This window comes from Pedobacter aquatilis (assembly GCF_032678405.1).
Lineage (GTDB): Bacteria > Bacteroidota > Bacteroidia > Sphingobacteriales > Sphingobacteriaceae > Pedobacter > Pedobacter aquatilis_A.
In genome coordinates, this window is sequence record NZ_JAVTSJ010000008.1 from 132,912 (window position 1) to 158,167 (window position 25,256).

Genomic DNA, 25,256 nt, shown 5'->3' on the forward strand with positions numbered 1-25,256 from the left:
CCGCTGCCTATCGTTACTCGACCGCGTAATAGCTAAAGATTCCTAATACCGGACTGAATGTGTATAGTTCCCATTAGGATTTCTTATGTGGCGCAGGTGATTTTTAAACTGATTTCTGTTTGCTACCCAATGCACTCGTGCTGCGTATGCGGCTTAGTGTCTCCAGACGTATACCCAGGTAGCTCGCCAGGCAGCGGAGCGGAATCCGGTTCAGGCTTATTGCTGAACTTTCCAAAAAAAGATGGTAGCGGTCTGTAGCACTGGGATATCGTGCCAAAATTGAGCGTTCGGAAGCGGCATAATAATGCCTAGAAAAAGTCTTTCGGCCGATAATATGACTTTCGGGGTAAAGTTCATAAGCCCGTTCAATTAATGAATAAGGTATGACAATAAGCTCGCTGTCTTCCAGCGCCTGCAAATATTCATGGTGATGGGCTTTCGCGCCCGCCGGATGACGAATTACGCCGATGATTTCGCCTACTGAATTGAACTGGGTGGTGATGTCCTTACCTCCTTTTTTTATAAATCCCCGCAAAAGGCCACTTGTTATTAAAAAAAGGGATTCATGCTGGTCCAGCGGAGAGGCGACATATTTGTTTTTTCGTACCTTAATGACCGAGCAATGCATCTCATAGTCGGCAATGAGTTCATCCGATATAGTGGACATCGATCGGAAGAGATCGAAAAGGGGGCGTAAAGGCGAATCAGTTTCTGACATTTGTTAACGGTATTAGTTTTCTGAAAGATAACTTTTTTGTTACCAACAAAGCAAGTGCGCCGTTGATTTATTTACGCATCAGTCAAACTGCCGGGTTTCCAATGTTGGCCGACACCGGGAAAGCGCATGGACCTCATCGGGACGATCAAACAGGAAATTGAAATGAAAAGCATGCTTCTACCGGTATTGTGAAAATTTCAGTATTAAATCCAGAGGGCTAGATAAAGAAGATTGAAGGCTAAATTATTTGCTTTAAAAAACCTCGAATCATCGACACAGCACCTTTATGTAAGTAGGGAGGAAAAACATGCATCTCCGGTGGAGGCCATTGCTGGCGATGAAAGCATTTTCGACCGCTTAAGCTATCCTAAGGTCGCCAGAAGTAAAGTGATCATCGCAAGCGTCACTATTCAGTTTGCAATCGATAAGGATGGAAACACCAAAAACATAGAAATCACTAAACCCCTCGGTTATGACTGCGATGAAATTTCGATACAGCTCATTAAAAAAAAACAAATACAACAATAAGGCAGGGGAGGAGGCCGACTTGCGAATGAATTTGCCTTTTCTCATACCCGGCAAAATGAATAGCTGCCCAGCCGTTTTAGGGAGGCTCTAGTGCTTTGCCTTATAATAATTGACAATCCTAATCCAGCAGGCGCCCAGACAGCAAGACCCGGTTCCCGGCAAGGAATAAAAAAATTAAATTACGATGCGAGCAAACAATCCCCATCAAGCATTGTTAACCTAATTCATCTACTTATCATCATTTATTTGGTTTAGCCAGCCACCACAGCACTGCGGTGTCTGGCTTATTTTAAAGCATTTTGAAAAGGAAAATAACGGTAATGCTCCCAGGGCCCTTCGTGATAATGCCATAGATCAAGTCCCAAAGCCTCCACCTGAAAACTTTCAAAACCTGCTTTCAAGGTTTCATATAATTTCCTTGCTTCCACACTTGAGACCTTATTCTGCACGGTAATGTGTGGACGGAAACCTTGACGGTCCTGCGGCTTTAGCTCATCCCAAAATTGGTTCGCCAAAGTTTTTCGCAAATCTAGTAAGACTTCACTCTCGAGCGCGTACGCCACGCCTGCGCCTAGGAATTTCATCCCTGTGACCTCTAGCATAAAAGTCTTCTGCTGCAATGCTTCAATTGCTTCCACTTTACGCGGTTCATCTTTTAAATGATGAAACAGCGTCAGGTGCGCAGCAAGGAAATTGCGCTCTGGAGGGAAATATGCCTCACGTTGCCCATCAAAAAAAGCCTGATGTTCCTGATCCAGCCGCAGTGTTAAAATCAATGAACGTGTCATTTGCGCCTCCGGGCAAATAAGTATAACCATGCACCCGTGGACCATAAAGCCCAAACAATTAGCACTGCCTGGAAGCAAAGGCGCAGTAAGCGCCTACTATCGGTATTGAGTCCGAAGGCATTCCTGTGCCCGAGGTACTGGGCTAGGTTCCCTGGAAAAATCAGCACAAAAAATATTGCCAGGATAAAACCCATTTGTATTCGGTGGCTTTTCCAAAAAAGTAGTGCCATACCTAGAAGGATTTCCAAGAGGCCGGAAAGCAATACCGTTAAATCCTTATTAAAAGGAATCCACTCAGGTACCTGCGCCTGAAAGGCTATCCTGGCAAAACTCAAATGCCCGATACCTGCAAAAACCATTATGCTACCCAGGACAATCCGGGCGAGGTTTTGCATTAGAGAAGTTCTATAGCGTACTTGCATAAATTTAATATGCTGATAACAACAAATATTCAAGATAGTTGAGTGCTGCTGAAAAATAATTAAATCATGCATCAAGATGCTAATTATTTGCAAAGGAAACACGATGAGGTAAATCAGGCCACTTAAAGCTGAATCGCATTGGTCGGTACAAGCTTCCAATTCCATTTTACCACAAAAAAAAAAATGATCAACCGCGGCTAAATTTTCAAAAGAAACAATTGCCGAGACCAGACGCACCAAATGGCTGAGCAGCATCGCTCTTCTGCACTCAGGTAGTGTCCGCTTGCTGTAAGCATTTCCTGCATTTCCCTTGCCAGCCTAGCCCTCAATGCCTCCTGTTTCCGGCTTAAAATTTCGCGCTCCGGCTATTCGTTTCTTTTTGGGGTTATATTCAACTGATAATACCTTTTCGAAAAGCATAAGCGATCAGCGCAGCGGTATTGAGACAATTGTGCCTGATGAGCATATTGCGCCGATGGGTCCTAACCGTATATAAACTTACGTGCAACTTGGCACCAATCTGCTCACTGTCCAGTCCTTCGGCCATTAACCAGAGTATCTCCAGCTCCCTTTTAGAAAAAACAGCCGGTAAGGCCACCGTTACCTTTGTGCCCAAAGCAAAGCCCTTGGTTGCAGAATTAATCACTTCCATTTATCAGCCATTTAGGCTCCAAAGGTGCAGAATTAGCACTGAGCAATGATAAATATTTGTCACTTCAGCAAAACCTTATACTATCAGGCTGAAAAAACAAATAATATTTCGTTTTGGATTATCATCATCAGTTAACCAGCATAGTAGCCTTTAAAATTATTTATTGCAAAAAAGATCTTACGGTGAGCTTCATGGTAAATGAATTTTGTTAGTCCAAACCTAAGTCGAATTGCTAGATACGAGCTGCTTAGGATTGTAAATAAATATTTGAAAATTGTAACTTGAGCAATATTTAAATTTACTTCGGCCTATAGTAGAGTATTTGGCAAATACGTAACGCGGATCTTGTCCTGCATATTCACTAGTAAAATTTATCAATATGAACCTAACCGAAATTGTGACCAAGCAAGATATTGAAGATCTTAAAACCTTAATCATTGAAGAAATCAGAAAACTTCGTCATGGCGTAAAAAAAACGCCACTTAACAAGGAGTGGCTAAAAAGCTACGAAGTGATCAAACTACTATCTATTTCCCCAAACACCCTTGCTGCCTTGCGCAAAAAAGGAGCCATCCGTTTTTCAAAGGTAGGTGGGTTAATGTATTACAGGCATTCCGATATTGAACTCCTGATGCAAGGGTAGGTACAGGTATCCTTCGAACCACTTCGAAATAAATCAACATAAAAAACACTTTCCCGTTTTTTTAAAAAAAAAAATCCTTAAATTTATAAGTGAAAACAGTTTCCAGATTTGAGGATTGAAGAGGAAAAAAACACCCGATTTTTTGCGTAACTTTCATGTTACAAAACTTTGCACCTATTCTGTAGGTGAACCGGGAATATTTTTGTAAGTGTTTGATATATAGGGTTTTATTTTATAGGGTTCGAATCCTGCCACCCCGACAAAAAATGTTGAATTCGAAAAAAGAGGCTTTAGCCTCTTTTTTCGTTTAACCCTATCCTGATTAATGATTTTGCTTCTTTAATGTTCTGCCAGGTACCATTCTACTATATTTTAAGAGTACCTTCAATGGTATAAAAAAAACAGCTTTTCCAAAGCTTTCCCGCTTCAACCAAGTATATAATTCAAAGAATGAAAACTACGAAGGGTGTCAAAAAATCGGCAGGAAACTAAAAAGAGTAGCCTAATGACAAAGAAAAGCTATGGTTATAGAAACTTCCCGATATTTTTCTTCCATCAAGCTTAGGATTTAAATTTGCAAGACCCATTTGTGAATTTAATTCTATAGATAGCCTGTTCGCAAAATCATACTTCTTATTATAAGTGATGTTGCAAGTTCCCCGTCAATAAGATCTTTTTAAAGATTACTTTTCCATTGTTGCTTAAAATCATGTCATCAACCTGTAGGGCGTTCGCTGCTTTCCATTACAGATTAAAATCAATATAATCCGCCAATATTTTCAGGCTGCTGTAGCGATAATGCGGTAGCTACCGTTTGCTAAAATAAAACCCTACAACCCAAACCATGAAAAACATAATGCTCAAAATCGGCAGCTTACTTTTAGTTCTTACGATGCTAATCAGCTGCAAAAAACCATTAGCGACACCTTCGCCCAAAGCCTCAGACACTTTCTTGCCCATGCAGGTGGGTAACCTCTGGTATATGAACAATCAGAACTACACTGAAATCAAAGACAGCGTGCTGATCAGTGGAAAGCTTTATTATAAATTCGTTTCACTTATTGGGGGGGATGCCTTAGCTACCAGTTACCTGCGCATCGATGAAAATGGTAAACTCATATCCAGTGACCCAAAGTTTCCTGATACAAAAGTTATCCTTGGAGACTTCAATGCAAAACTTGGCGATCAGTTCTTTACCAACGGCACAGGCAACGATATAGACCAGCAGGTAACAGTAACTGAAAAAACCGAGAATAAAATCAGCTTTTCTTTTGACTACATCTATCACATCAATCTTAAAGGGCACCCTTACGTGAACAGTTACATCAGAGGACAGGGTTATCCTGGCAACTGGACAAGGCTGAAAATCAATGGAGTCGTGTTAAAATAGTTTGAGCGCATTTCCGCTGAGCCCATTAAATTAATCAAAGGCAATGCGATGGCTTATGGTTAGATTCTGCTTCGATTATCAACAGTTTAATGTCTATGTTTGGTTATTTTAGATAACTTTGTTTGTAATTTTAACTATCGATCTTTTAGCCTAGAAGGCACAGTTTTCCGACTAAAATTTATAACGTCTATATTTACCAGTTGCCCTTAATAATGAGCCCATGCAAAGACAAACATCCTTCTACTTCTTAGTTATCACTTTATTGAGTGTTCCATTGTTATTCAACTCATGCAGAAAGGCCGCCGAAAGTGCTGTTGATTGCCTGGGACAATCTTTTTATGTCAGCTTTAAGCATAATACTAATGATCAGGATCCCCGTAAAGTCGATTTTAACTTAACATATTCAGGAAAACTTCAGGTTGCTTCAATGAGAATTGATTATGGTGATGGACAAACGCAAACACTTTCGACAGGAATTATAAGCCACACTTATGCTGCTGCAGGCACATACCAGGTAAAGGCTTGGATCAGCCTGCAAAATGGTAAAGGAAGCTGTGAGGTCAACCCTGTTAGGCAGGTTATCGTAAATTAATAGATTATACCGGGATATTCACTTACAGTTTAAGACATAAAGATTATCAATCAGCTCACTATTCTTCTACTTTCTCGTATTCTAGCGTACCTGTTTTACTGCTGCTGATGATGCGTTTTTTAGTATCAAAATAATCTATGTTAAAGGCTATTGAGATGATACTGATTTTGATGGTCAACTGTTTGTTGTCATCAGATAATTTCCATTTTCCCTTTCTTGAGTTATTTCCGTTGATGCCATTAAATACACCGCCATCCATAAATACCTGAAAAGTATTATCCGGAGTGCTTGAGATACCATTATTGGTTTGTTTGACGAGCTTCCACTTCCCAATAAGCTCTTTAGCAGTCTGGGCCTTGCCTAATGAGAAAATCAGGCATAGGGAAATTGTAAATAAGATTTTCATAGATTCTTTCTAAGCAAATTTAATGAATATATAAGATTTATATACAGGAGACACCATCTTCAAACCAATGAAAAGTGAACATGATCCCCTTAACGGTTAACGCCATCCCACTTCGGACTGTTTTCGCTTATTCATTTCTAGTTAACATTAAATTAAAACAGGGCTTTTAGCTTTGCATCGGCCTTCTGCTCGTTAGGCTTATATTTGGTTATGAACGGATTGGTGTGGATATACCGATCCGTTTTAATTTTATTCTCAGCCTATTCGTGTAGCACCAGGATAGCCTTCAGCGACCTGTTCATCACCTTGTTAACCGTTGAGCTGGTAAATAGCCGATAAATCAAATTATGATGGTGTTTGACCAGACAAAGAATATCCGTATGATTTTGCTCGATAAAATCCATAATTCCGTTTGGCGCACTGCTATGTCTGATGTAGTTAAACTCTACCTGTATATCCGGTAATAATTCGCTGATATGTTTTTCCCCACTAACAATATGCTCCTGATTAGCGTTTTCAGCTACATAAATGACTTGCATTTTTGATGAACCAGCTGCCTTAAGCATTTCAGTTAAAGCCTGGACATCTTTCTTTGATAACCTGGTTTCATAATCTGTAGCCAGCGTGATGACCGGTTGAGACGGAAAATTACTTTCTATGGGTACGATCAAGGTTGGAATTTTCATTTTGGCTACTACCATACTTGCATTGCTCCCCACGATACCGGTTATCCCAGTAGCACCTGTTATGCCCATAATTAACAGTTCAACAGGGCTTAACTTAGTATATTTTGAGATCACCGTTTTTAGAAAACCAACCTCACATAGCGTTTTAACTGGAATATCCTCAAGGTTTTTTGCTTTTGAGATATCCAGTGTCCACTTTTCCAGCGCTGTCCTTTTATTCTGATAATACGACTCAATAAAAATGGCATTGTAGGTGCTGTTATTGATGCCTTCTGTAGGATGGATAGCATGTATTGCGGTAACTTCCATGTTCAGGACTTTGGCCATCGACAAGGCATAGGCAAAAGCGTTCGCTGCACTTTTTGAAAAATCTGTAGCAACCAGGATTTGTTTCATAACGGAATGCGTAATATTCAATTAAATAAAAAGGTGAAACAATACAAATAACAAGATAGCAAGAATGATGGATACCGGCAAAGTGAGCACCCAGGCAAGACCTATATTTTTGAGCGTGTTATTATTAAGGTTTTTCTTCCCGCCTGAGGCAACCATTGCACCGGCTATGCCGCTCGAAAGCACATGGGTTGTACTTACAGGAAGACCAAATGCAGTGCTCAGGCCAATAGTTGATGCAGCAACAATTTCAGAGGTTGCACCCTGGGCATAATTGAGGTGTTCATTGCCAATCTTTTCACCTATAGTCACTACGATCCGCTTCCATCCAATCATGGTGCCCAGGCCAAGGGAAATTGATATGGTTAGGATTACCCATAAAGGCGCAAATTCAACTAATTTGGAAAGTTCATTTTTACTTTCTGAAAGCGTTTGCTTATCCGCCTTGCTAATATTGATTGCTTTGTTTTCCTCGGTACTTTTCAGTTGTCCGATGATGGCTTCGATTTGCTTTCTGAACTGATAGGTATGTTCTTTGTCGGTTTCTGTTTTTAAAGCGAGGTGCGTTTCTGCTTTTTCTATTCTACGATGAAAGTCATCCAGGTTAATGCTTTGGCTTGGATTTAAGCGGGCAATGCTTATCATGGCTCTTTCGCTCTTGTTTAATTCCTGCTGTACAGTTTGGTTAGAAATATTATGGTTAACTGCAAATTTTGCAGGTAAAAAGGCAATCAGGATAAGCATTAACAGTCCTACGCCTTTCTGTCCATCATTGCTGCCATGAAAAAAGCTCACCAGCGTACAAGTGGTAATCAATAGGCCGCGTATGATTAGTGGAGGCCGGTCATTCTCACCATGGGGGATATGAAATAGTGCATGATATTTAATAATGTGTTTGAGAAAATACATCAACAAAACAGCCAGCCCAAATCCGATTATTGGAGAAAGGATCAGGGATAGCCCTATTTCCTCGGCCTTTCCCCAGTTAACACCCTTACCACCATAGTACCAGGTGAAAGCTAGTCCGGCGCCAATCATGGCACCAATCATCGTATGGGAACTCGAGCAGGGGATACCCAAATACCAGGTTCCCAGGTTCCAGGCAATCGAAGCAAGCAACACAGCCAGCACCATACATGCCCCAACACCAATAGGCAGGTTCATTAAGGCATCGAGCGGAACGAGTTTTAAGATGCCCATTGCTACCGCAATTCCACCGGTAAAAACACCCATAAAATTCCAGAAACCCGACCAGGGTATAGCAACAATAGGCTTTAGAGCCTTGGTATAGATAACGGTAGCTACTGCATTAGCTGTATCGTGAAACCCGTTAACAAATTCGAAGCCTACAACGGCCAGTAGGCACAACAAGAAGATCAATAGGAGTGGTGTACTTAAACCGGTATCACCAAAAAGTAAAAGGATTATGCTGGTATGAAACATAAACAAATAAGGTATAGAGGACTGTTTACCTCAAATTACCGCCTGTGAGGTTCTGTTTTGATGTCTTTTATGTTAAATAATTGTTATCATTTTTCAGTTTTTAAAATCGCAAGTCGCTTTCAAGTACTTTATTTTTTTATCATTCCTTATATATGCTAATTTCTCATTGTAGGGTTTTGGTAGATGTAACAATATATTTATACCAGAATCCTTAATATTCCCTTAATAGCATAAAAGTACCTTAGCGGAATAAATGCTAATTAATCAGAAAACAGATCGGGATTTACTGCAAGCTATTTGCCTTGGAGAAGAAAAGGCCTTTAAATTACTTTTTGATAGGTATTGGTCCTCATTGTATCGTTTGGTGCTCAGCCAGATAAATGATGCAGAACAAAGTAAAGATATTGTGCAAAATGCTTTCGTCACCATGTGGAATAACAAGGAAAACCTAGTTGTTGGCGATAGCATATTTCCTTATCTAGCTAAAATTACACGCAACGAAATCATTTCCCTTTTCAGAAAAAATAAGGTTAATCTGGAAGGAATGGAAGAGCTAATAGCCCGATTGAAAGCTGTTAATAATCCTGAGCACCTGTTGATTAGCAAAGAGCTTGAGTCTGATATCGAACAGGAAGTTTACAAAATGCCGCTCAATATGAAAAAATGTTTTCAGCTAAGTCGCTACGAACATAAATCCATTAGGGATATTTCTGCAGAACTTTCACTTTCCGAGCAAACGGTAAAGAATAATATCTCTGAGGCGATGAGACGCCTGCGTAGTAGTCTAAAGTTAACCTAATGGTAACCTTTTCTTAAAGTACTTTTTGCCTGTTCATGCGCTATAGATGCGAATGAGAACAAAAGGAGCGAAATTTTTATCCTCGCAGTTTGCACATTACCGAAAAGGGCAACTGGATGAAAATAGCAAAAAAGTTATTGAAAACTGGTTTGATGAAAAAAGGACATCAAAGCCTAAGGAGCTGCCGTTTACTTCTACCGAAGAAAAGGAGATAGGGGAACTGCTTTTTGCTAATATCCAGCAGACTATTGCCCGGAAAAAGCAGCCTACGGGAGTACCGCTTTTAAAAATCGCCGCAGTAATGCTAGTGCTTGGCTTAGCAGGGATTGCTTATCGTTTCTTTGCCGTAAATTCTATTCAAAAGACTGCTGCTGATCGTATATATGCTACTACAAACGCCCAGCAAAGACAGATCAGCCTGCCTGATGGTTCCTCTATCCGAATGAACGCTGCAACACTTATTCGCGTACCTGAAAACTTTGGAAAAGATGCTAAGCGTTCAATTATACTCGAAAAAGGAGAGGCATTTTTCCAAATCAAACGTGATCCTTCAAGGCCTTTTGTGATTACGAGTGGTGCATACCGCACTACAGTACTGGGTACTTCTTTTAATATCAGGCTATACCCGGAAGAGAAGAAATATACCCTTGCTGTAGCGAGTGGAAAAGTAAAAGTAGAACGCCAGGGTAAAAGTGGTTTTAGTATGCTAAGCGCTGGGGTAACAAAAGGGGAAACCTTGGGCTATGACGAGCAAACTTCGCAGCGAATACAGGCAAACGAAGGTGCTGAAGGCTACCTGGGCTGGATGTCTGGCAAGTCTACATACCTGAAAGAAGTAGACTTGGTCCAAATTGGGGCCGCCCTGGAAAGGCTTTACAACCTCAAAGTTAAAGTCCGGGATACTGCTGGGAAACACCGAATATATACCCTTGAACTAGCCCGGACGGATATCAGATCAACCTTGCGTATGCTGGCTAAGAAAACCGGTATGAGCTATGAATTAAACCAACAGATGTTAATTATTAAACCAGGCCTATGAGAAAATAAGCTGAAAATAAAAAAGACCGGCAATCTACTGCTATAGAGAACCGGCCTTTAGAACGCACTGTAGCAGTGCAGTCTATTCTTAATCAATTCCTACAAATCAATTAAAAAATTAAATATGCAATATTATTACCAGTTAAACCAAAAAAAGCGAAGAAAGATTACCTTTCAAGCCTATATTTTTATACTCCTCACGGCCTTATTCACGGCAATGGGTATCAGCAGTTTTGCCCAATCTACAGATGCTTCCTTTTCAGGAAAAGTGACCGACGCAAAGGGTTCGGCTATTCCTGGCGCCTCTGTAGTTATCAAAAATGAATCTACTGGTTTTCGGGCCGTAACATCGACCAATAAAGATGGCCTTTATAACCTGATTCAACTTCCCCTTGGAAAACCCTATACCATTACCGTGAGCTTTATTGGCTATCCAAAACAGATCCGATCTGATTTTTCATTAAATCAGGGCGATAACATTGTAGCGAATTTCCGCATGGAGGAGACCGCCAGTGAACTTAATGAAGTAACGGTAAGCGCTAATGGTTTAGCGAAACGTATTGACAGGCTTGGTTCCAGTACGGCTATTACAGCCCAGAGTATCCAGCAGCTACCAACGCAGAACCGAAACTTTAATAACCTTTCTGCATTGGCGCCTACTACTAATGGAACGAATATCAGTGGCCAAAGAGCTTCTTCTACCAATTATGTCATCGATGGTGCAAGTGCTAGAAATAACTTAACTTCAGGTGCTATCGGAAGCGGGCCCTACTCGCTTTCATTGGAAGCTATACGCGAATTTGAGGTAGCGACCAACGTTTATGACGTAAGCCGCGGTAGAGAAGGTGGTGGTACAGTCAGTGCGGTAACCAAATCCGGTACCAATACGCTCAGTGGCTCAGTATTCGATTATTACCGTTCTGATTTTCTCGCAAGCCCATACGATATCAGGGGAAATAAACGCACCCAGAAATTTACCACCAACCAGTATGGTTTCAGCTTGGGAGGTGCATTGATTAAGGATAAATTACATTTCTTCACAGCCCTTGATCGTCAGGATGAAACGATGCCTTTCTTTATCGCCGACATACAAAACAAGGATGATGAGGTTTCGCTTGGTATCAGCAAAGGTGCACTCGATAGTGTGATTAATATCGGAAGGGCTAAATACGGTTTAGGTAGTGGGCCTCAGGTAGGTGAATTCAAACGCAAAACCCTGGCCAATACCTTTTTTGCAAGAATTGACTGGCAGATTAACGATAAACACCGTTTGACTATCCGTAATAATTACAGCGACTGGTTAAATCCGGTGAGTAATAGTGATAACTCCAATATCAATTTATATGAGGTTTGGGGAGATTTCAAATCCAGGGAAAATACAACCCTGGTTGCTTTACGCTCCCAGTTCAGCCCAACTTTTCTAAATGAATTCAAGTTACAGTATCAGTCCGCAACAAGGGATTATGTACCGAATAGCGAATTGCCTTCAGCTAATATTCCCAGGGCAATTGTAACCGTCCGCTCAACATTGCCAAATGGCACCTTGGGTAGCAGGACAGTACAGTTAGGTGGTCAGCGTTTTTTTCCTGAAAACAATAAAGAGAATCAATTCCAGCTCATTAATACCTCTTACCTCACGGTAGATAAGTACAAGTTTACTTTCGGTACGGATAATACGCTGACTTATATGGATACTTATATCTCAAGTGAGCAGAATGGCCGTTTTATCTTTAATAGTTTAGCAGATTTCAATAACCTTAATGCTTCAAGGTATGCCAGGGAAGCACCTATCAATGGAATCCCTTCTGTACAACAGTACATCTTAAATGCTTCATTATTTGGACAGGTCGAGTTTGATCTTGCCAAGAATTTAAACGCCATGTTAGGTTTGCGTTATGATGTAACCAGCTTTCTAACACAGGCCGATTATAATCCGGTTGTGGAGCGTACGCTAGGCCTTCGTACAGACAGCCGCATTACCGATGCTGGTAAGATACAGCCACGCTTGCAGTTAACCTGGGATGTAAATGGAGAGAAAAAAGACATTATCCGCTTAGGTGGTGGTTTATTCTCTTCTTATCCGGTGAATTATGCGCAAGTTAACAATATTCAGAATAGCGGGACCAAGGTCGCTTCAATCGATGTTTCCCGTCCTGCAACTGGAACCAGCCTGGTACCCGTACCGGATTTCCCATCTTATAGACGTGACCCTTCAACAGCGCCAGGAATTATTGCAGGTGTTCCATATGTATCAACCATTAACCTGAATGATCCTAACCTCAAAATGCCTTCGATTTTCAAGGCGAATTTATCTTATAATAAGATTATTGGTGACAGGCTTCGTTTGGGACTGAACTTGCTTTATTCATATACAACCAATAATTACGTTTACCTGGATCGTAACCTGGTAGATGCACCATATTTCAGGTTAGCGAACGAAGAAAACCGAGGCGTTTTTGTACCAGCTGCATCCATTACTGCGGCTGGGATTACCAATAACGTATTGGGTAGAAAAACCAGTGAAGTGGGCAGGGTGTTGATGCTGACCAATGGAGCAGTATTAAAACAAAAGGCAATGATCTTTGATGCTAGTTTCCGTTACCTGAAAGATGGTTACCTGAATGTAAGTTATACACTTAATGATGCTAAAGATAATTCCTCTTATAATGGAAACGTAGCCAATACTTCCACTTTCAGACCGGTAAAATCTGATCCAAGGGACTTGAGTGCAATTGATTATTCTGATAACCAGTACCGTAATAAACTAGTGGTTTATGGTAGTACCCCAACCTGGAAAGGTTTCTCTCTAGGTGCGACATTCAGGGGTATTGGCGGAACACGTTATTCGATGACCGTTGATGCAGATCTGAATGGTGACTTTGTGGGTGGTCCAGGAAATGATAATGATTTGGCCTTTGTGTTTGATCCGGCTAATCCGGCAACGAGTGCCAGCGTTAAAGCTTCTATGGAAAAGGTGTTGAACAATCCGGATAACAGGGCAAGGGAATACATCTTAAAAAGCCTTGGTAAGATTGCAGATCGTAATGGCGGGGTAAACCCATTCTCAGGCACCTTTGATATCCGTTTACAAAAGGAATTTAAAACCTATAAAAACCAGAAGCTGACTTTAAGTTTCGATGCTTTCAACTTTGCCAACCTGTTAAACAAAAAATGGGGTGTGAATTACAATCTGGGTGATCAGACTTTATTACTGGTAACACGCTTCGATCAAACAAAACAACAATATGAATACCGTGTGAATGAGAACGTAGGGGTAACCCAGGCGGCTGGTACACCATATCAGCTGCAGCTTGGCGCAAGGTATTCGTTTTAAAAAGAATCAATTAAAATGCATGGATACACGTAGAGATTTTATAAAAAAGGCAGCCCTCCTCTCAGGAGGCGCTGCCTTAAGCACAGTGCTTCCCCCTTCCATTCAAAGGGCACTGGCCATCAACCCTGAGCTGGGGAGTACTTTTTATGATGCAGAGCATGTAGTTTTTTTAATGCAGGAAAACCGCTCCTTTGATCATACTTTTGGTATGCTGCAAGGCGTGAGGGGTTTTAATGACCCAAGGGCGATTACCCTTGCCAATAAAAACAAAGTTTGGCTCCAGTCCAATAAAGATGGGGAAACTTACGCCCCGTGGCACCTGAATATCAAAGAAACTAAAATCGCATGGATGGGTTCGACCCCACATAATTGGACCGACCAGACGGATGCACGCAATGGGGGAAAATATGATAAATGGCTGGATGTTAAAAAAGCATACAAACCCACATATGCACATATGCCTTTAACCATGGGCTATTGCAAGAGAGAGGATTTTCCTTTCTATTATTCCTTGGCTGATGCCTTTACAGTATGTGACCAGAATTTTTGTTCGGTAATTGCCGGTACACATCCTAACCGTTATTACTGGATGACTGGGACAGTTCGGGAGCAGAATAAACCTGAGGGCATTGCGCATGTATGGAACATCAATAATTATGATAAACCGACCTTAAATTGGAAAACTTATCCTGAGCGTTTAGAAGAGCATGGGGTGTCCTGGAAAATTTACCAGAATGAGCTCACTATGGGCTTTGGGTTGAATGGGGAATCGAATTCTTGGCTGAGTAATTTCGGGACCAATGTCATGGAATATTTCGAGCAATATAATGTTCGTTTACATCCAGGGGCAATTGCCAATCTAAAAGATAAAAGGGAATTGCTGCTGAAACAGCTATCGGAATCTGCTGCACAAAACCTAACCAAAGAGGAACAGGATAAACTGGCAGCAATGAAAAAACTACTCGAAAAAACAGAGGCGGAGATGAAGCGCTATACGATTGAGCAGCATAATGCTTTATCAGATCAATCAAAAAGCCTTAATGCCAAAGCTTTCGGTATTAATAGTAATGATCCGGATTTTCATGAGCTGGCAGCAATGAAATACGATGATAAGGGCGTAGAAAGGGAATTGAATATTCCAAAAGGTGATATCCTCCATCAGTTCAGAAAGGACGTGGATGAGGGCAAGCTGCCGACGGTATCCTGGCTAATGACCCCAGCCAATTTCTCTGACCATCCAGGCGTGCCATGGTTTGGTTCCTGGTTTGTAAGTGAGGTGATGGATATTCTTACAAAGAACCCTGAGCAGTGGAAAAAGACGATATTCATTATGACCTATGATGAGAATGATGGTTACTTTGATCACGTCCCGCCATTTGTACCACCACATCCCTTTAAGGAACATTCAGGTAAAGTTTCCAGTGGTATTAATACCCTGATGGATTATGCCGCAAAGGATCAGCAGACCAATCCATCGATGAAAGAAAGCAATATCCGTGAAAGTCAAATTGGTCTGGGTTACCGCGTACCGATGGTCGTAGTTTCTCCATGGACCAGGGGTGGTTATGTTTGCTCAGAAGTTTTTGATCATACCTCATCGCTGCAGTTCCTGGAAAAATTCATCGAGAAAAAATCAGGTAAAAAGGTTATTGAAGAAAATATCACACCATGGAGAAGAACCATTTGCGGGGATCTTACCTCTGTTTTCAGGCCTTATCAGGGTGAAGCAGTCAAACAGCCACAAAGGCTGGAAAAAGCGCCTTTCATCAAAACCATCTATTCTGCAAAGTTTAAGGAGCTTCCCGATAACTTTAAAAAATTAAATGTGGAGGAGGTGAATACCGTTAACCTTAACCATCAGCGCTCCGCTTACTTTCCTCAGCAGGAGAAAGGTATCCGTCCGGCCTGCGCTTTACCTTATGAATTGTATGTAAATGGTAGTCGTCAGGGGGGTGCTTATAAACTCAGTTTCCAGGCAGCAAATACAGTCTTCGGAGCGCAGTCAGCGGGATCAGCCTTTACTGTTTATGCGATGAACCCTTTTAAAGGGGAAGCACTCCGTGTATGGGATTATACCGTTAAGGCTGGTGATGTACTTTCGGATCTTTACCCAATCGAAGATTTCGAGGGTGGCTATTATCACCTCAAAATACACGGGCCGAATGGTTTTTTCAGGGAGTTTGCCGGTAGCAAAAAAAGCGACGCACTGCAGGTAGAATGTGGCTATGAGCAAAGCGGAGGGAAACTGACGGGTAACCTTGTTTTTAAGCTTAATAATACCAGCAAACAAATGCTTGAGGTATCAATTAAAGATACTGGCTATAAAGCAGCAGCGCAAAAAATCCAGCTCAAACCACTTAGTAAAACAGCACTAAAGCTTGATATTGCTAAAAACTTTCATTGGTATGATTTCAGTATAAGCGTAAAAGGGGATGATACTTTTATTGAACGTTTTGCTGGACGTGTTGAAACCGGTAGGGAAGGAAAAACAGATCCTTTAATGGGTAACATAGTATAAATACTTTGCACTGACCTTATGCGGTTATGGCTTTTGCTATTGCTAATTACGGGTTTTTCTGCTGCGGCACAAAGTACCCGGACCTCATTATCAGGCTCCATAAAAGATGCTGAAGGGAGGATTGTATCCGGTGCTTCGCTTAGCCTTACGCATTTGCCGACACAGACGGTTTATGGTTGTGCGAGTAATTTTTCAGGGGCCTACCAGATTTCGGATGTGAAATCTGGAGGTCCTTATCTTTTAGAAGTTACTTATACCGGACTCTTACCTTATCGTCAGGAGCATCTTTATTTAAAACTGGATGAACCGCTAGTCATACATATTGTGCTAGGCGAGCAGGTCAAGATATTGGCGGAAGTGAAGGTAAGTGCGCTCAGGACAAGCGCTATTCAGCAAAAGAATACTGATATAGGAACCTTAAATTTAGATAAGACCGCCATAAATACCCTGCCCAGCATCAGGCGGGGCATTACAGACTTTACACGCCTTAGCCCTTATGCATTTGGATCTGCTATCGCAGGCGGTAACTACCGTCAAAATTTTATTACTATAGACGGTTCGGAGTTCAATAATAACTTTGGTGTAGGAGATAACCTGCCAGGCAATGGTGCACAGCCCATTTCGCTGGAAGCTATAGAAGAGTTCTCATTAAACCCTGCACCTTATAGTGCTATCTGGGCATCCGGCTTTATTGGCAGCGCACTTAATATCACAACCCGCTCGGGTAGCAACCAGCTTCAGGCAGCAGGCTATACTTATTTTCGTAATGAAAACAGTTATGGATATCAGCCAGGTGGTGTACAGCTAGATAAGCGGCCAATGGATTATAAACTGTATGGATTCAGGCTTGGTGGACCGGTGATCAAAAACCGCTTGTTTTATTTCTTCAGTTTCGAACAGGAAAAAGAAATCTATCAGCCTCAGGCTTTCCAGGCAGCTACATTGGATAATCCATACGGAAGTTCGGCAAATACGGCCAGGCCCACTACCTTTGCACTGGATGAAATACGTCATTACCTGTTGGATAGTTATGGCTATCAGGCAGGCGATTACCAAGGCTATGATTTCAAAAACCGTAGTCAAAAATTTCTGATTAGGGCAGATTGGAACATTGCCAAAAATAACACGCTTACTTTACGTTATAATCAGCTCAATAGTACCCGGCCAGAAATGCTTAATGGATCACGTAGTCCGCTAACACCTTTTGCGGCCAGTGCAGGGAGAAGAACTATCAATGCGCTTAGTTTTTCCAATTCAAATTTTAGCACACGTTCTGCATTTTATTCCCTGGCGCTGGAATGGGATTACAAACTCTCAGGCGCATTGTCCAATATGCTTCGCACATCGTATACAGTTCAAAACGAACAGCGGGAGTCAGAGAGTAACCCTTTTCCTTTTGTAGATATCCTAAAGGATGGTATTCCTTATACTTCCTTTGGCTATGAGCCATATTCTTATGCCAACCGGAGGAAAGTCGCACTAAGCTCAATAAGCGATATACTCCATTGGAAACCAGGTCGAAATAGTTGGGATGCAGGTTTTCAATTTGATTATATGGATACCCGTAATAGCTATATGCCTTTTGGTACAGGCTATTATACATTTGCCTCCTGGGACGATTTCAAAAATGGGGCAAAACCCCAGGATTATGCTTTGACCTATTCCACTAATGCGGATCAATCTCCGCCAGTTTATGCATTTGATTATTTAAACGTTTCAGGATTTTTACAGCATAATGTTAGTTTGGGAACCAGGGGCATGATGCATTTCGGCCTTCGGGCAGATATCTCTGGATTTCCCAAAAGCCTGCCTCAGCATCCCGGTTTATCCAGGTTAGTCTTTGCTGGCAGTGAGCAAGTTAATACTAGCCGGTTGCCTGCTTCGGATATCCTGCTTTCACCCAGGCTTAGCTTTAATTATAAACTCTTTAAACAGTCCAGTTTGCTGCTTAGGGGTGGTACAGGTATTTTCACAGGACGTATTCCTTTTGTATGGATCATAAGTCAGGCACGTTATTCTGGCGTTGGCCAGATTAGCCAGACCTGGCAGGGACAGGTTAATACACCGCATGCTTTTAATCCAAACCCGGAGTTTCAGGTTAACGGTAACCAGAAAGAAGTCGTGCCATCGGTCAGCAGTATGCTTTCTTCAGATTTCAAGATGCCCCAGAGTTGGAAGTCCAGTTTAGGTTTGGAGGGCATCTTTGTCGGCGGTATCCGGCTGAGTGTGGATGCAATTTATAATAAAGATATCAGAACCATTGTTTTCAGGGATATAAATCTGGTAACACCCACTCGTATGAATATTGCGGGTTATGAAGATCATAGGTTAATTTATCCGCAGAAAAATCAAATGAAATTTATCAACCCGTTAAATTCAGCCGGACAGCCAGACCCGAATGGTACCTCGGCAATGAATATGGTAAAGATTGCTAACTCTTCAGGCGGCTACTATTTTTCTGCCCTTTTCTCGCTTAACAAAAAGTTTAAATCAGGAGCTGAACTTTCCTTTTCTTATATCAGGTCAACAGCCAGGAACTATAATGACGGGGATGGCGATCAGACATTGTCTGCACTGAATGCAACGCCAACTGTGGATGGTATTAATAATCCCGCCCTGAGTTATGCAAGCTATGTTGTTCCTGGACGTATAGTGTCAACAGTTAACTACCCCATTGAAGTGTCCAAAGCCTTACGTTTGAATGTGTCACTTGTTTACCAGGGAAGCGCTGAAGGCCGGTTCTCCTACACCTATTCGCGTGACCTTATAGGGGATGGCACTAACCGTTCCTTGATCTATGTGCCCAAAGATGCTTCCGGGATCAGTTTTGATCCGCTTAAAGTGCTCCTGAACGGAAAAGAGGTAATCTATATCGAAGAGGCACAGAAACAAGCATTTATTAACTATATCAATCAGGATGCTTATCTCAAAAACAAAAAGGGTCAGTATGCAGAGCGTAATGGTGCGATGTTGCCTTGGCGCAATCAGCTTGATTTTCGGTTTGCTGCCGCTTTCTTTGTCAAACCGAAAGTAAATAAACATCGCCTGGAGCTAAGTGTGGATGTAATGAATATGGGTAACCTTTTTAACAACAATTGGGGACTAAAAAAGCTGCCCAACAGCTCCGCTCTGCTGATTCCTGTTAACCTGGATAAGATAACTGCAAATGGAACAATCCTACCCCGATTCAATATGGCTACAGTCGGTGGAAAGCTTATTACAGAAAGCTTTCGCAGTGATAATAGTCTCAATTCTAGCTACACGATACAGATGGGGCTTAGATACATATGGGAATAGTAATCACAATATATCCTTGCTCATTAGATAAGCTTCTAATTTTTTGAAGGCACTTTACTGCAGGAGATTTTTCATCTTTCTCAAAGCAAACCTGCTAGGCCGTTTTTCGGAACTGGAATGCTTAGGTCTGCAATCCTTCCGGGAATATTCTTGTAAACGCTGTCACTAATCTCCTTTTTGCATCCCAGGTGAATTATCCTTGCTTCAGTTTTCTTTCTTGTACGCCTGTAACCAACTAAGCTAACTTTCCGCTCATTCGTCTTGATTACGCTTAATATCGCAGGCTGGTCTGCTGCAATGTGTGCTATACTTTCCATCGTCGTCTTTTCTTGGCATAAAAACCAATGGCAATGAAAAATGTTTCACCCTGAAAACTATTTTTTCATTCGTTAAGCTGCCGATTCGGGTAACTTGTTTACTGCAACCCAATTAACCATTCTGTCTTTGGTAAAAGCCATCCTGATCCTTTTTGAGGTAACTATCCGGGATTCAGCTATTGCCCTGCCAGCATCAAACAGTGTCCCGGAATCAAAATTTTATTGAAATGCATTATGCTAGCATAGAAAATACCCACTGCTGGGTATTTTTCTGTTAGCTGCCTTAAGTATTTTTACAACTTAAAACCGATGCTAATGAAATGCCAAATATTAATGCTGTTCGCTATCCTTGCATTGCATTTTCAAAACATACAGGCGCAGTGTATCAGTGGGGATTGTCAAAATGGAAACGGGATGCTTAAAACTGCCGGAGGAAGTATCTATCAGGGAAGTTTTAAAGGTGGTTTGCCTAATGGTGCAGGCCGTTTGGTAACGGTCAGTGGCGAAGAATACCAGGGCGGTATGCTAAATGGTCTTTTTGATGGGGAAGGTACCTATTTTTATAATGACAGTACGGTTTATAAAGGGCATTACGTTTTAGGCATGCGCCAGGGCAAAGGCAGCCTCGAGAAAGGAGGAAAGGTTATATATACTGGTTTTTTCAGAAATAATCTTCCTGAAACGGTAAAGGATAAGGAACAGATCCTGCTGGCGATGAATTATTATACCGATGAAGGCTTTAACCATTGGGATGATTTCGGCCAATTTAACTTTAAGGATAATGTGGTCAGTACCGCTGCAAAAAGTTTTGAGCTATCTACCGGAATGTTAAGCAATCGCCATCGTCCAGACTCAGTTAGTTATAAAGGTCTACACTATGAGAAATATGGGGAATTCTATAATCAGTTAAAGAAGGATTATAAGGATCTATCCGCTAGAATACTTTTCCGGGGGGATGGCTATTTGATCATTACCGATGCCTATATGCCTAAAAATAACAAGACAAAGGTTAACGCTTACCGGATAGAACTTAAAGATGGCCGAAGGGAAAAACTGTCTTCCTTTGAAATTTCCTATTATGAAAATTTCAAAAAGATGGTCTGTTCAAGGGATGGAAAAGCATTCTTTGCCGATTGGGTGATTTATACGGAAAAAGGAAAGAAGGGTGTATTGCTCGAGAATGATGCTTCAGTACGTTACGAACCTAGCTTCTTTGATGCTTTTTGCTGGTTTTCGGCGAATAGTGATACCCTTTACCGGTGGATTCCTGAAAAGCGACTGGATAGGTATTCATCCGCTAGTGGAAAACTGCTCCGCTCGGATAAATATGTCTTATCCAGGCTTAAAGATTCTGGAATTGGATATAGCCGTTTAATCGCAGCGTCTGATCAGGATTTGCGGGTATTGGTATATTTTGATGATTACGATACTTCAGTTGGTATGAAAAGTGGTAATGTCAGCAATGCTTTCCGTAAAGCTGCTGTATTAAAACTGGATGACCCTGACTATATGCTTGCTTTGGTTGATCCAAAGATTTTACCTGATGCTTATGATGAAACGATTGCGAGGGTAAAAGCCGATAAAGCGCAGTGGCATAAAGAGGTGATGGAACTCAGGGCTAAAATAAAAACGGAGGCGGCCTCGGGAATATTATCAGCGGATTTTTATGGGAGCGATAAGGAGGATACACGCAAGCCTTTAAGGACAAAAAGTACGGCAGGGGTTTGTATCTGGTGCAAAGGTAGTGGTACGGTGACCACAAAAGATGTGTTTGATAAAGGATATAACACGACTTATACGATCGGTGGCGCCCGTCGTACACAAACTAACGGATCAGGAAGTTCTTCAACCAGTGTCTGCATGGCTTGTCATGGCTCGGGTCATTAGTCCCTATTTTTCAATTTCAACAAATTAACGATAAATCATGAAGTCAGTTCGTATTGGACAATTCTCCCTGTTACTTTTATTACTTATCAGTGCCTGTAAGAAGGGAGCTTTTGAAACAGAAGCTGAAAAAAACCAGTCTGGCCCATTAATCAATGAATCCAGTGGCTGGAAAAAAGTTGGGACTATTCCCTTTATCGGTGCCGAGTCTGCCTTGCCGGGCTCCAGGGCAATTACGCCTTACGATCTCAGTGTTACCGGTAATCAGTTAGCACTACTGTATAGTGAAGATTATAAGCTCTACGCGGTACAGGGAAACAAAACTTATAAAGTGAAATTCACCCCGGGTGAGGCCATACCGGCACCCACTGGTTTGCAGCGGGGTGGTTATGCCTTTTGCTATAGCTCAAGATTTATTCCGGGAAGCTATACACCAGTTTACATGAAAATGGAAGGCAGTAATTATACCGTTACCATATATCAGGATGATAGTGGGGCGATTGCCGGAAATAATACAGATTATACTACCCCAGCAGTTAGGCCAATAAACTGGTATGGTGATGGCGGCTTAACGATGACAGTAGGTTGTAGTGGAAAACAAGCTTACGTATTGTCATATGCCTTTCCCGCGGTGGGTAATTTTAAGGTGGAAGAAAATGTATGGCGCCTCGATCCAACGATTTGGAGGGGTTATGATGCGATGCGTTTTGCTAATGGCGAGGTTAATCAGTTTTTGCTTTCCGTGGAAGGTTCAAAAGTCTACTTCTCCATCTTGAAAAATAACCCGGCTTTTATCTCTAAAACAGGTAATGAACCTAGTTTTGATATCATCACCAGAACGGAAATGCCTGGGCTTAATGCCGCGAATTTCACCAGTGGGAATATGATTATAGCGAGCAGCCTTTCCGGAGATAAATACACAGTTCTTATTGCAGAGAATGCACCCGGTAATTATCTCTCCTTTAATAAAGTGCATTGTTATCAGTGGCAAAAGGGGAGTAGCCAGTTCACTAAATTATATGGCGATATCGCCATCCCTGAAGATATCGGCAGGAATTTAATGAGTAAAGCAGCAATTGGTACCAGACCTGTTGAAGGTTCAGGTGCTGCAGTAAAGTTTACCCCTGACGGAACTGCTTACATGCTTTATAGTTATTCCCCATCAAACTTTGTACAACCTGATAAATATTCAGCACTGGCCATCATGAATGCAAATGGCGCAAAGTCTGTTGGTAAATATGCCACCGCGGATTATCCCAACGGTCAGTATGAACAGCTTGATTTAGGTACCTGTCAATACTTCAACGGTGCTTATTATGCAGTTGTTTATCAAAAGCGGGAAAACTTATTTAACGCCACTGATGCAAGGTTCAGGCTGGAAATTGTAAAGCTAACTTTGTAGATAAATCAGTTAGAAAGGGTGCTAACCGTGTATTGCTACTCGTTTCATTAGCCTGTTTTGGGAGTCGTAGGTTTACATAACTAGGCCGCTCAACTTTAATTGCGCAGTGGCAACTATAAACAAGCTTATTAGAAGAACGAAAGTCCAGATGAAGTCTAAGTATACAGATGAGTTTTCACTCCTTGAAATCTAACGCTCTTGGCTTTTAGCTCAAATCCTGTGGCTAAAATGGACCTATAAAAATATCCCTTAAATTTGTAGATTTATTTTCTTAAAGCTTGAAAATCAAACCTAAGCATCCTATGAGAAAAAGTTTACTCGCGCTTGCATCAGCGTTATTTTTCTTAACTACTGCCAAAGCGCAGGGAGTAAATAAAATAATTGATGTCCATATCCATTGCTATGAAGATAACCGCTTTGCTTATCCTTCACCAGTAGTTGCCGGATGTATGCCGTCAAAGAATAGCGAAGACCATTTTAGGGATACATACGCTTCATTGCGAAAAGCGAATGTAGTCAAAGCAGTCATCAGTGGTTCGCCAAAGGCTGTAGAAGAATGGATGGAAAAAGATAAAGACCACCTTTTTATTCCGGGAATTGCAATGGACAGCCCGGATGATTTCGGCTTGGATCCGCAAGCATTTGAGCAAATGGTAAAAGATAAAAAAATAAAGGTCTTTGGCGAGATAGGGACTTACTACTCAGGAACGACACTAACTGATAGCGTATGGCAGCCTTATTTACGTATTTGCGAGAAATATGACATTCCGGTCGCTGTTCATCTTGGAGGAGGTGCCCCGGAAACACCTTATCATGGCTCACCAAAGGCACGCTTGGCGCTAAGTGATCCCTTTTTGATAGAAGATGTACTGGTAAAATACCCCAAACTTCGTGTCTATATGATGCATTCTGGAGAGGTATGGTATGAGCATGCAGCCAGGATGATGTTAATGTACCCTCAGTTATATTCAGACCTGGGGGTGATGTTATGGGTTTCACCGCTTACCCAAAGCTATACCAAATCGTTTTTAAAGCAGGCCAAAGAAGCAGGCTGCATAGATAGGGTAATGTTCGGGACTGATCAGATGGTGTGGCCTGGTGCAACAGAGAAGTCATTACAATTTTTAAATAGCCTTAATTTCCTCACAAAAAAGGAAAAGGAAGGTATTTTATATAATAATGCAGCTAGGTTCTTGAGGCTATAACTTTGCAGTATTTGAATATGATTTCTGTTAAATACTTGCAGTTAAATATTTCACATAAAAGCATAATGAGGTTTTGCTTTTTAGACCTGGCTTTTTATAAAGGTCGGATTAGATACATCTTATAAAGAATATTTTACGCGGGGAATGTCAAATTACTTTACATGTTATTAGATTGTTCAGTAAAAAGAGAAAGGGGCTATCGCCCCTCTCGATCTAGACATACAGCACATCCCTAAGGCTGCATGAATTTTATGAGCCCCATTTTATCTTCCAATGCCAGCCAATACAGTATTTCCGGCTTAGGGGAAGAAAACCACATCGGCTTCTTTTTTTGAAAACTATCATCACTTATATGGCAAGCCAAACGCACAGGCTTAAAATACTTATGCAATTAAAGATTTTTCTTAAAAATCAAATTAAACTTATTTGGTAAAGTATTATATCGGATTTGCATTAACGTCCTCCGCCATAAGCGTGACCCGAATTCATAACGCTTGTAGAATGAGCAATGTATAGGCATCGAAAAGCAACCCTCATCACTTATTTTGAAGGATACCTACTTAATTAAAGAAAGACTTAAGATAAATTCATTAATGCCATAGAAATTATAGACATAATAATCACACAAAGAATAACTGTACCCACAAGAAAAGATACTAACTTTTCAAATCCTTTTATCGGTTCCATGTGTGACTAAACCGAAAATAACACATTTGGTTTTAGAAAAATGGAAAAAATAAACAACACCCAATGTTAATGATACCCTTTTATTTATCGGCTTGCCACAAAGCTCAGTACAAA

The 25,256-nt window shown here is 41.3% G+C and carries 20 protein-coding genes; 12 read left to right on the plus strand and 8 right to left on the minus strand.

The genetic code is table 11. From position 1 onward, the window contains the following. Nucleotides 1-103 precede the first annotated feature (103 nt). Nucleotides 104-718, minus strand: a complete 615-nt coding sequence (locus R2R71_RS19785; protein ID WP_316833019.1) for a Crp/Fnr family transcriptional regulator — start codon at nucleotides 716-718, stop codon at nucleotides 104-106. 231 nt (nucleotides 719-949) lie between these two features. On the opposite strand from R2R71_RS19785, the gene R2R71_RS19790 reads away from it, so the two are divergent. Next, nucleotides 950-1,246, plus strand: a complete 297-nt coding sequence (locus R2R71_RS19790) for an energy transducer TonB (RefSeq protein ID WP_316833020.1) — start codon at nucleotides 950-952, stop codon at nucleotides 1,244-1,246. 284 nt (nucleotides 1,247-1,530) lie between these two features. On the opposite strand, the gene R2R71_RS19795 is transcribed toward R2R71_RS19790, so the two are convergent. From R2R71_RS19795 to R2R71_RS19805, 3 genes are all read right to left on the minus strand, one after another. Continuing rightward, nucleotides 1,531-2,034: a 2'-5' RNA ligase family protein gene (locus tag R2R71_RS19795; RefSeq protein ID WP_316833021.1), complete on the minus strand. Its 504-nt coding sequence runs from the start codon at nucleotides 2,032-2,034 to the stop codon at nucleotides 1,531-1,533. Next, nucleotides 2,031-2,456: a hypothetical protein gene (locus R2R71_RS19800; protein ID WP_316833022.1), complete on the minus strand. Its 426-nt coding sequence runs from the start codon at nucleotides 2,454-2,456 to the stop codon at nucleotides 2,031-2,033. Before R2R71_RS19800 ends, R2R71_RS19795 begins: the two co-directional genes overlap by 4 nt. Before the next feature lie 391 nt (nucleotides 2,457-2,847). Beyond that, a complete protein-coding gene (locus tag R2R71_RS19805) occupies nucleotides 2,848-3,102 on the minus strand; it encodes a response regulator transcription factor (protein WP_316833023.1) in 255 nt (84 codons plus the stop codon). A 385-nt stretch (nucleotides 3,103-3,487) separates the two neighbouring features. Between R2R71_RS19805 and R2R71_RS19810 the strand changes: the two genes are divergently transcribed. The 3 genes from R2R71_RS19810 to R2R71_RS19820 all read left to right on the plus strand — a co-directional run bounded on the left by R2R71_RS19810 (nucleotide 3,488) and on the right by R2R71_RS19820 (nucleotide 5,733). Beyond that, nucleotides 3,488-3,751, plus strand: a complete 264-nt coding sequence (locus R2R71_RS19810) for a helix-turn-helix domain-containing protein (RefSeq protein ID WP_316833024.1) — start codon at nucleotides 3,488-3,490, stop codon at nucleotides 3,749-3,751. Nucleotides 3,752-4,595: 844 nt separating this feature from the next. After that, on the plus strand, nucleotides 4,596-5,141 hold the full coding sequence (locus R2R71_RS19815; protein ID WP_316833025.1) for a hypothetical protein: 546 nt from the start codon (nucleotides 4,596-4,598) through the stop codon (nucleotides 5,139-5,141). Nucleotides 5,142-5,361: 220 nt separating this feature from the next. Then, on the plus strand, nucleotides 5,362-5,733 hold the full coding sequence (locus R2R71_RS19820) for a PKD domain-containing protein (RefSeq protein ID WP_316833026.1): 372 nt from the start codon (nucleotides 5,362-5,364) through the stop codon (nucleotides 5,731-5,733). Between the two features lie 58 nt (nucleotides 5,734-5,791). On the opposite strand, the gene R2R71_RS19825 is transcribed toward R2R71_RS19820, so the two are convergent. From R2R71_RS19825 to R2R71_RS19835, 3 genes are all read right to left on the minus strand, one after another. Beyond that, nucleotides 5,792-6,139, minus strand: coding sequence for a glycoside hydrolase family 43 C-terminal domain-containing protein (locus tag R2R71_RS19825; RefSeq protein ID WP_316833027.1), 348 nt, complete (start codon nucleotides 6,137-6,139; stop codon nucleotides 5,792-5,794). A gap of 260 nt (nucleotides 6,140-6,399) precedes the next feature. Then, complete coding sequence (locus tag R2R71_RS19830; protein WP_316833028.1) at nucleotides 6,400-7,221, minus strand: universal stress protein; 822 nt, start codon at nucleotides 7,219-7,221, stop codon at nucleotides 6,400-6,402. A gap of 21 nt (nucleotides 7,222-7,242) precedes the next feature. Beyond that, complete coding sequence (locus R2R71_RS19835; RefSeq protein WP_316833029.1) at nucleotides 7,243-8,661, minus strand: inorganic phosphate transporter; 1,419 nt, start codon at nucleotides 8,659-8,661, stop codon at nucleotides 7,243-7,245. Nucleotides 8,662-8,914: 253 nt separating this feature from the next. Between R2R71_RS19835 and R2R71_RS19840 the strand changes: the two genes are divergently transcribed. The 5 genes from R2R71_RS19840 to R2R71_RS19860 all read left to right on the plus strand — a co-directional run bounded on the left by R2R71_RS19840 (nucleotide 8,915) and on the right by R2R71_RS19860 (nucleotide 19,647). After that, nucleotides 8,915-9,460 carry an RNA polymerase sigma factor gene (locus R2R71_RS19840; protein ID WP_316833030.1) on the plus strand — a complete coding sequence of 182 codons (546 nt, stop codon included), beginning with the start codon at nucleotides 8,915-8,917 and terminating at the stop codon, nucleotides 9,458-9,460. A 52-nt stretch (nucleotides 9,461-9,512) separates the two neighbouring features. Beyond that, complete coding sequence (locus R2R71_RS19845) at nucleotides 9,513-10,499, plus strand: FecR family protein (protein ID WP_316833031.1); 987 nt, start codon at nucleotides 9,513-9,515, stop codon at nucleotides 10,497-10,499. A 123-nt stretch (nucleotides 10,500-10,622) separates the two neighbouring features. After that, nucleotides 10,623-13,832: a TonB-dependent receptor gene (locus tag R2R71_RS19850; protein WP_316833032.1), complete on the plus strand. Its 3,210-nt coding sequence runs from the start codon at nucleotides 10,623-10,625 to the stop codon at nucleotides 13,830-13,832. A gap of 19 nt (nucleotides 13,833-13,851) precedes the next feature. Further along, nucleotides 13,852-16,350 (plus strand): phosphocholine-specific phospholipase C, encoded by a 2,499-nt coding sequence (locus tag R2R71_RS19855; RefSeq protein ID WP_316833033.1) that lies wholly within the window; start codon nucleotides 13,852-13,854, stop codon nucleotides 16,348-16,350. Between the two features lie 18 nt (nucleotides 16,351-16,368). Beyond that, on the plus strand, nucleotides 16,369-19,647 hold the full coding sequence (locus tag R2R71_RS19860; protein ID WP_316833034.1) for a carboxypeptidase-like regulatory domain-containing protein: 3,279 nt from the start codon (nucleotides 16,369-16,371) through the stop codon (nucleotides 19,645-19,647). An 80-nt stretch (nucleotides 19,648-19,727) separates the two neighbouring features. Here R2R71_RS19860 and R2R71_RS19865 read toward each other — a convergent pair whose 3' ends face one another. Continuing rightward, the gene (locus R2R71_RS19865; RefSeq protein WP_316833035.1) at nucleotides 19,728-19,964 is read right to left on the minus strand and encodes a hypothetical protein; all 237 of its coding nucleotides are present in this window, start codon (nucleotides 19,962-19,964) and stop codon (nucleotides 19,728-19,730) included. Nucleotides 19,965-20,279: 315 nt separating this feature from the next. Between R2R71_RS19865 and R2R71_RS19870 the strand changes: the two genes are divergently transcribed. The 3 genes from R2R71_RS19870 (at nucleotide 20,280) to R2R71_RS19880 (ending at nucleotide 24,455) form a co-directional block, all read left to right on the plus strand. Further along, on the plus strand, nucleotides 20,280-21,851 hold the full coding sequence (locus R2R71_RS19870; protein WP_316833036.1) for a hypothetical protein: 1,572 nt from the start codon (nucleotides 20,280-20,282) through the stop codon (nucleotides 21,849-21,851). Nucleotides 21,852-21,888: 37 nt separating this feature from the next. After that, nucleotides 21,889-23,250 carry a hypothetical protein gene (locus tag R2R71_RS19875; RefSeq protein WP_316833037.1) on the plus strand — a complete coding sequence of 454 codons (1,362 nt, stop codon included), beginning with the start codon at nucleotides 21,889-21,891 and terminating at the stop codon, nucleotides 23,248-23,250. A 302-nt stretch (nucleotides 23,251-23,552) separates the two neighbouring features. Continuing rightward, the gene (locus R2R71_RS19880; protein ID WP_316833038.1) at nucleotides 23,553-24,455 is read left to right on the plus strand and encodes an amidohydrolase family protein; all 903 of its coding nucleotides are present in this window, start codon (nucleotides 23,553-23,555) and stop codon (nucleotides 24,453-24,455) included. Nucleotides 24,456-25,256: the final 801 nt, after the last annotated feature.

Excerpts from the sequence above, each read along its gene's own strand:
- R2R71_RS19785 (WP_316833019.1), bottom strand. The coding sequence starts at position 718 with ATGTCAGAAACTGATTCGCCTTTACGCCCCCTTTTCGATCTCTTCCGA.
- R2R71_RS19795 (WP_316833021.1), bottom strand. The coding sequence starts at position 2,034 with ATGACACGTTCATTGATTTTAACACTGCGGCTGGATCAGGAACATCAG.
- R2R71_RS19800 (WP_316833022.1), bottom strand. The coding sequence starts at position 2,456 with ATGCAAGTACGCTATAGAACTTCTCTAATGCAAAACCTCGCCCGGATT.
- R2R71_RS19810 (WP_316833024.1), top strand. The coding sequence starts at position 3,488 with ATGAACCTAACCGAAATTGTGACCAAGCAAGATATTGAAGATCTTAAA.
- R2R71_RS19815 (WP_316833025.1), top strand. The coding sequence starts at position 4,596 with ATGAAAAACATAATGCTCAAAATCGGCAGCTTACTTTTAGTTCTTACG.
- R2R71_RS19820 (WP_316833026.1), top strand. The coding sequence starts at position 5,362 with ATGCAAAGACAAACATCCTTCTACTTCTTAGTTATCACTTTATTGAGT.
- R2R71_RS19825 (WP_316833027.1), bottom strand. The coding sequence starts at position 6,139 with ATGAAAATCTTATTTACAATTTCCCTATGCCTGATTTTCTCATTAGGC.
- R2R71_RS19830 (WP_316833028.1), bottom strand. The coding sequence starts at position 7,221 with ATGAAACAAATCCTGGTTGCTACAGATTTTTCAAAAAGTGCAGCGAAC.
- R2R71_RS19835 (WP_316833029.1), bottom strand. The coding sequence starts at position 8,661 with ATGTTTCATACCAGCATAATCCTTTTACTTTTTGGTGATACCGGTTTA.
- R2R71_RS19840 (WP_316833030.1), top strand. The coding sequence starts at position 8,915 with ATGCTAATTAATCAGAAAACAGATCGGGATTTACTGCAAGCTATTTGC.
- R2R71_RS19845 (WP_316833031.1), top strand. The coding sequence starts at position 9,513 with ATGAGAACAAAAGGAGCGAAATTTTTATCCTCGCAGTTTGCACATTAC.
- R2R71_RS19850 (WP_316833032.1), top strand. The coding sequence starts at position 10,623 with ATGCAATATTATTACCAGTTAAACCAAAAAAAGCGAAGAAAGATTACC.
- R2R71_RS19855 (WP_316833033.1), top strand. The coding sequence starts at position 13,852 with ATGGATACACGTAGAGATTTTATAAAAAAGGCAGCCCTCCTCTCAGGA.
- R2R71_RS19860 (WP_316833034.1), top strand. The coding sequence starts at position 16,369 with ATGCGGTTATGGCTTTTGCTATTGCTAATTACGGGTTTTTCTGCTGCG.
- R2R71_RS19865 (WP_316833035.1), bottom strand. The coding sequence starts at position 19,964 with ATGGAAAGTATAGCACACATTGCAGCAGACCAGCCTGCGATATTAAGC.
- R2R71_RS19870 (WP_316833036.1), top strand. The coding sequence starts at position 20,280 with ATGAAATGCCAAATATTAATGCTGTTCGCTATCCTTGCATTGCATTTT.
- R2R71_RS19875 (WP_316833037.1), top strand. The coding sequence starts at position 21,889 with ATGAAGTCAGTTCGTATTGGACAATTCTCCCTGTTACTTTTATTACTT.
- R2R71_RS19880 (WP_316833038.1), top strand. The coding sequence starts at position 23,553 with ATGAGAAAAAGTTTACTCGCGCTTGCATCAGCGTTATTTTTCTTAACT.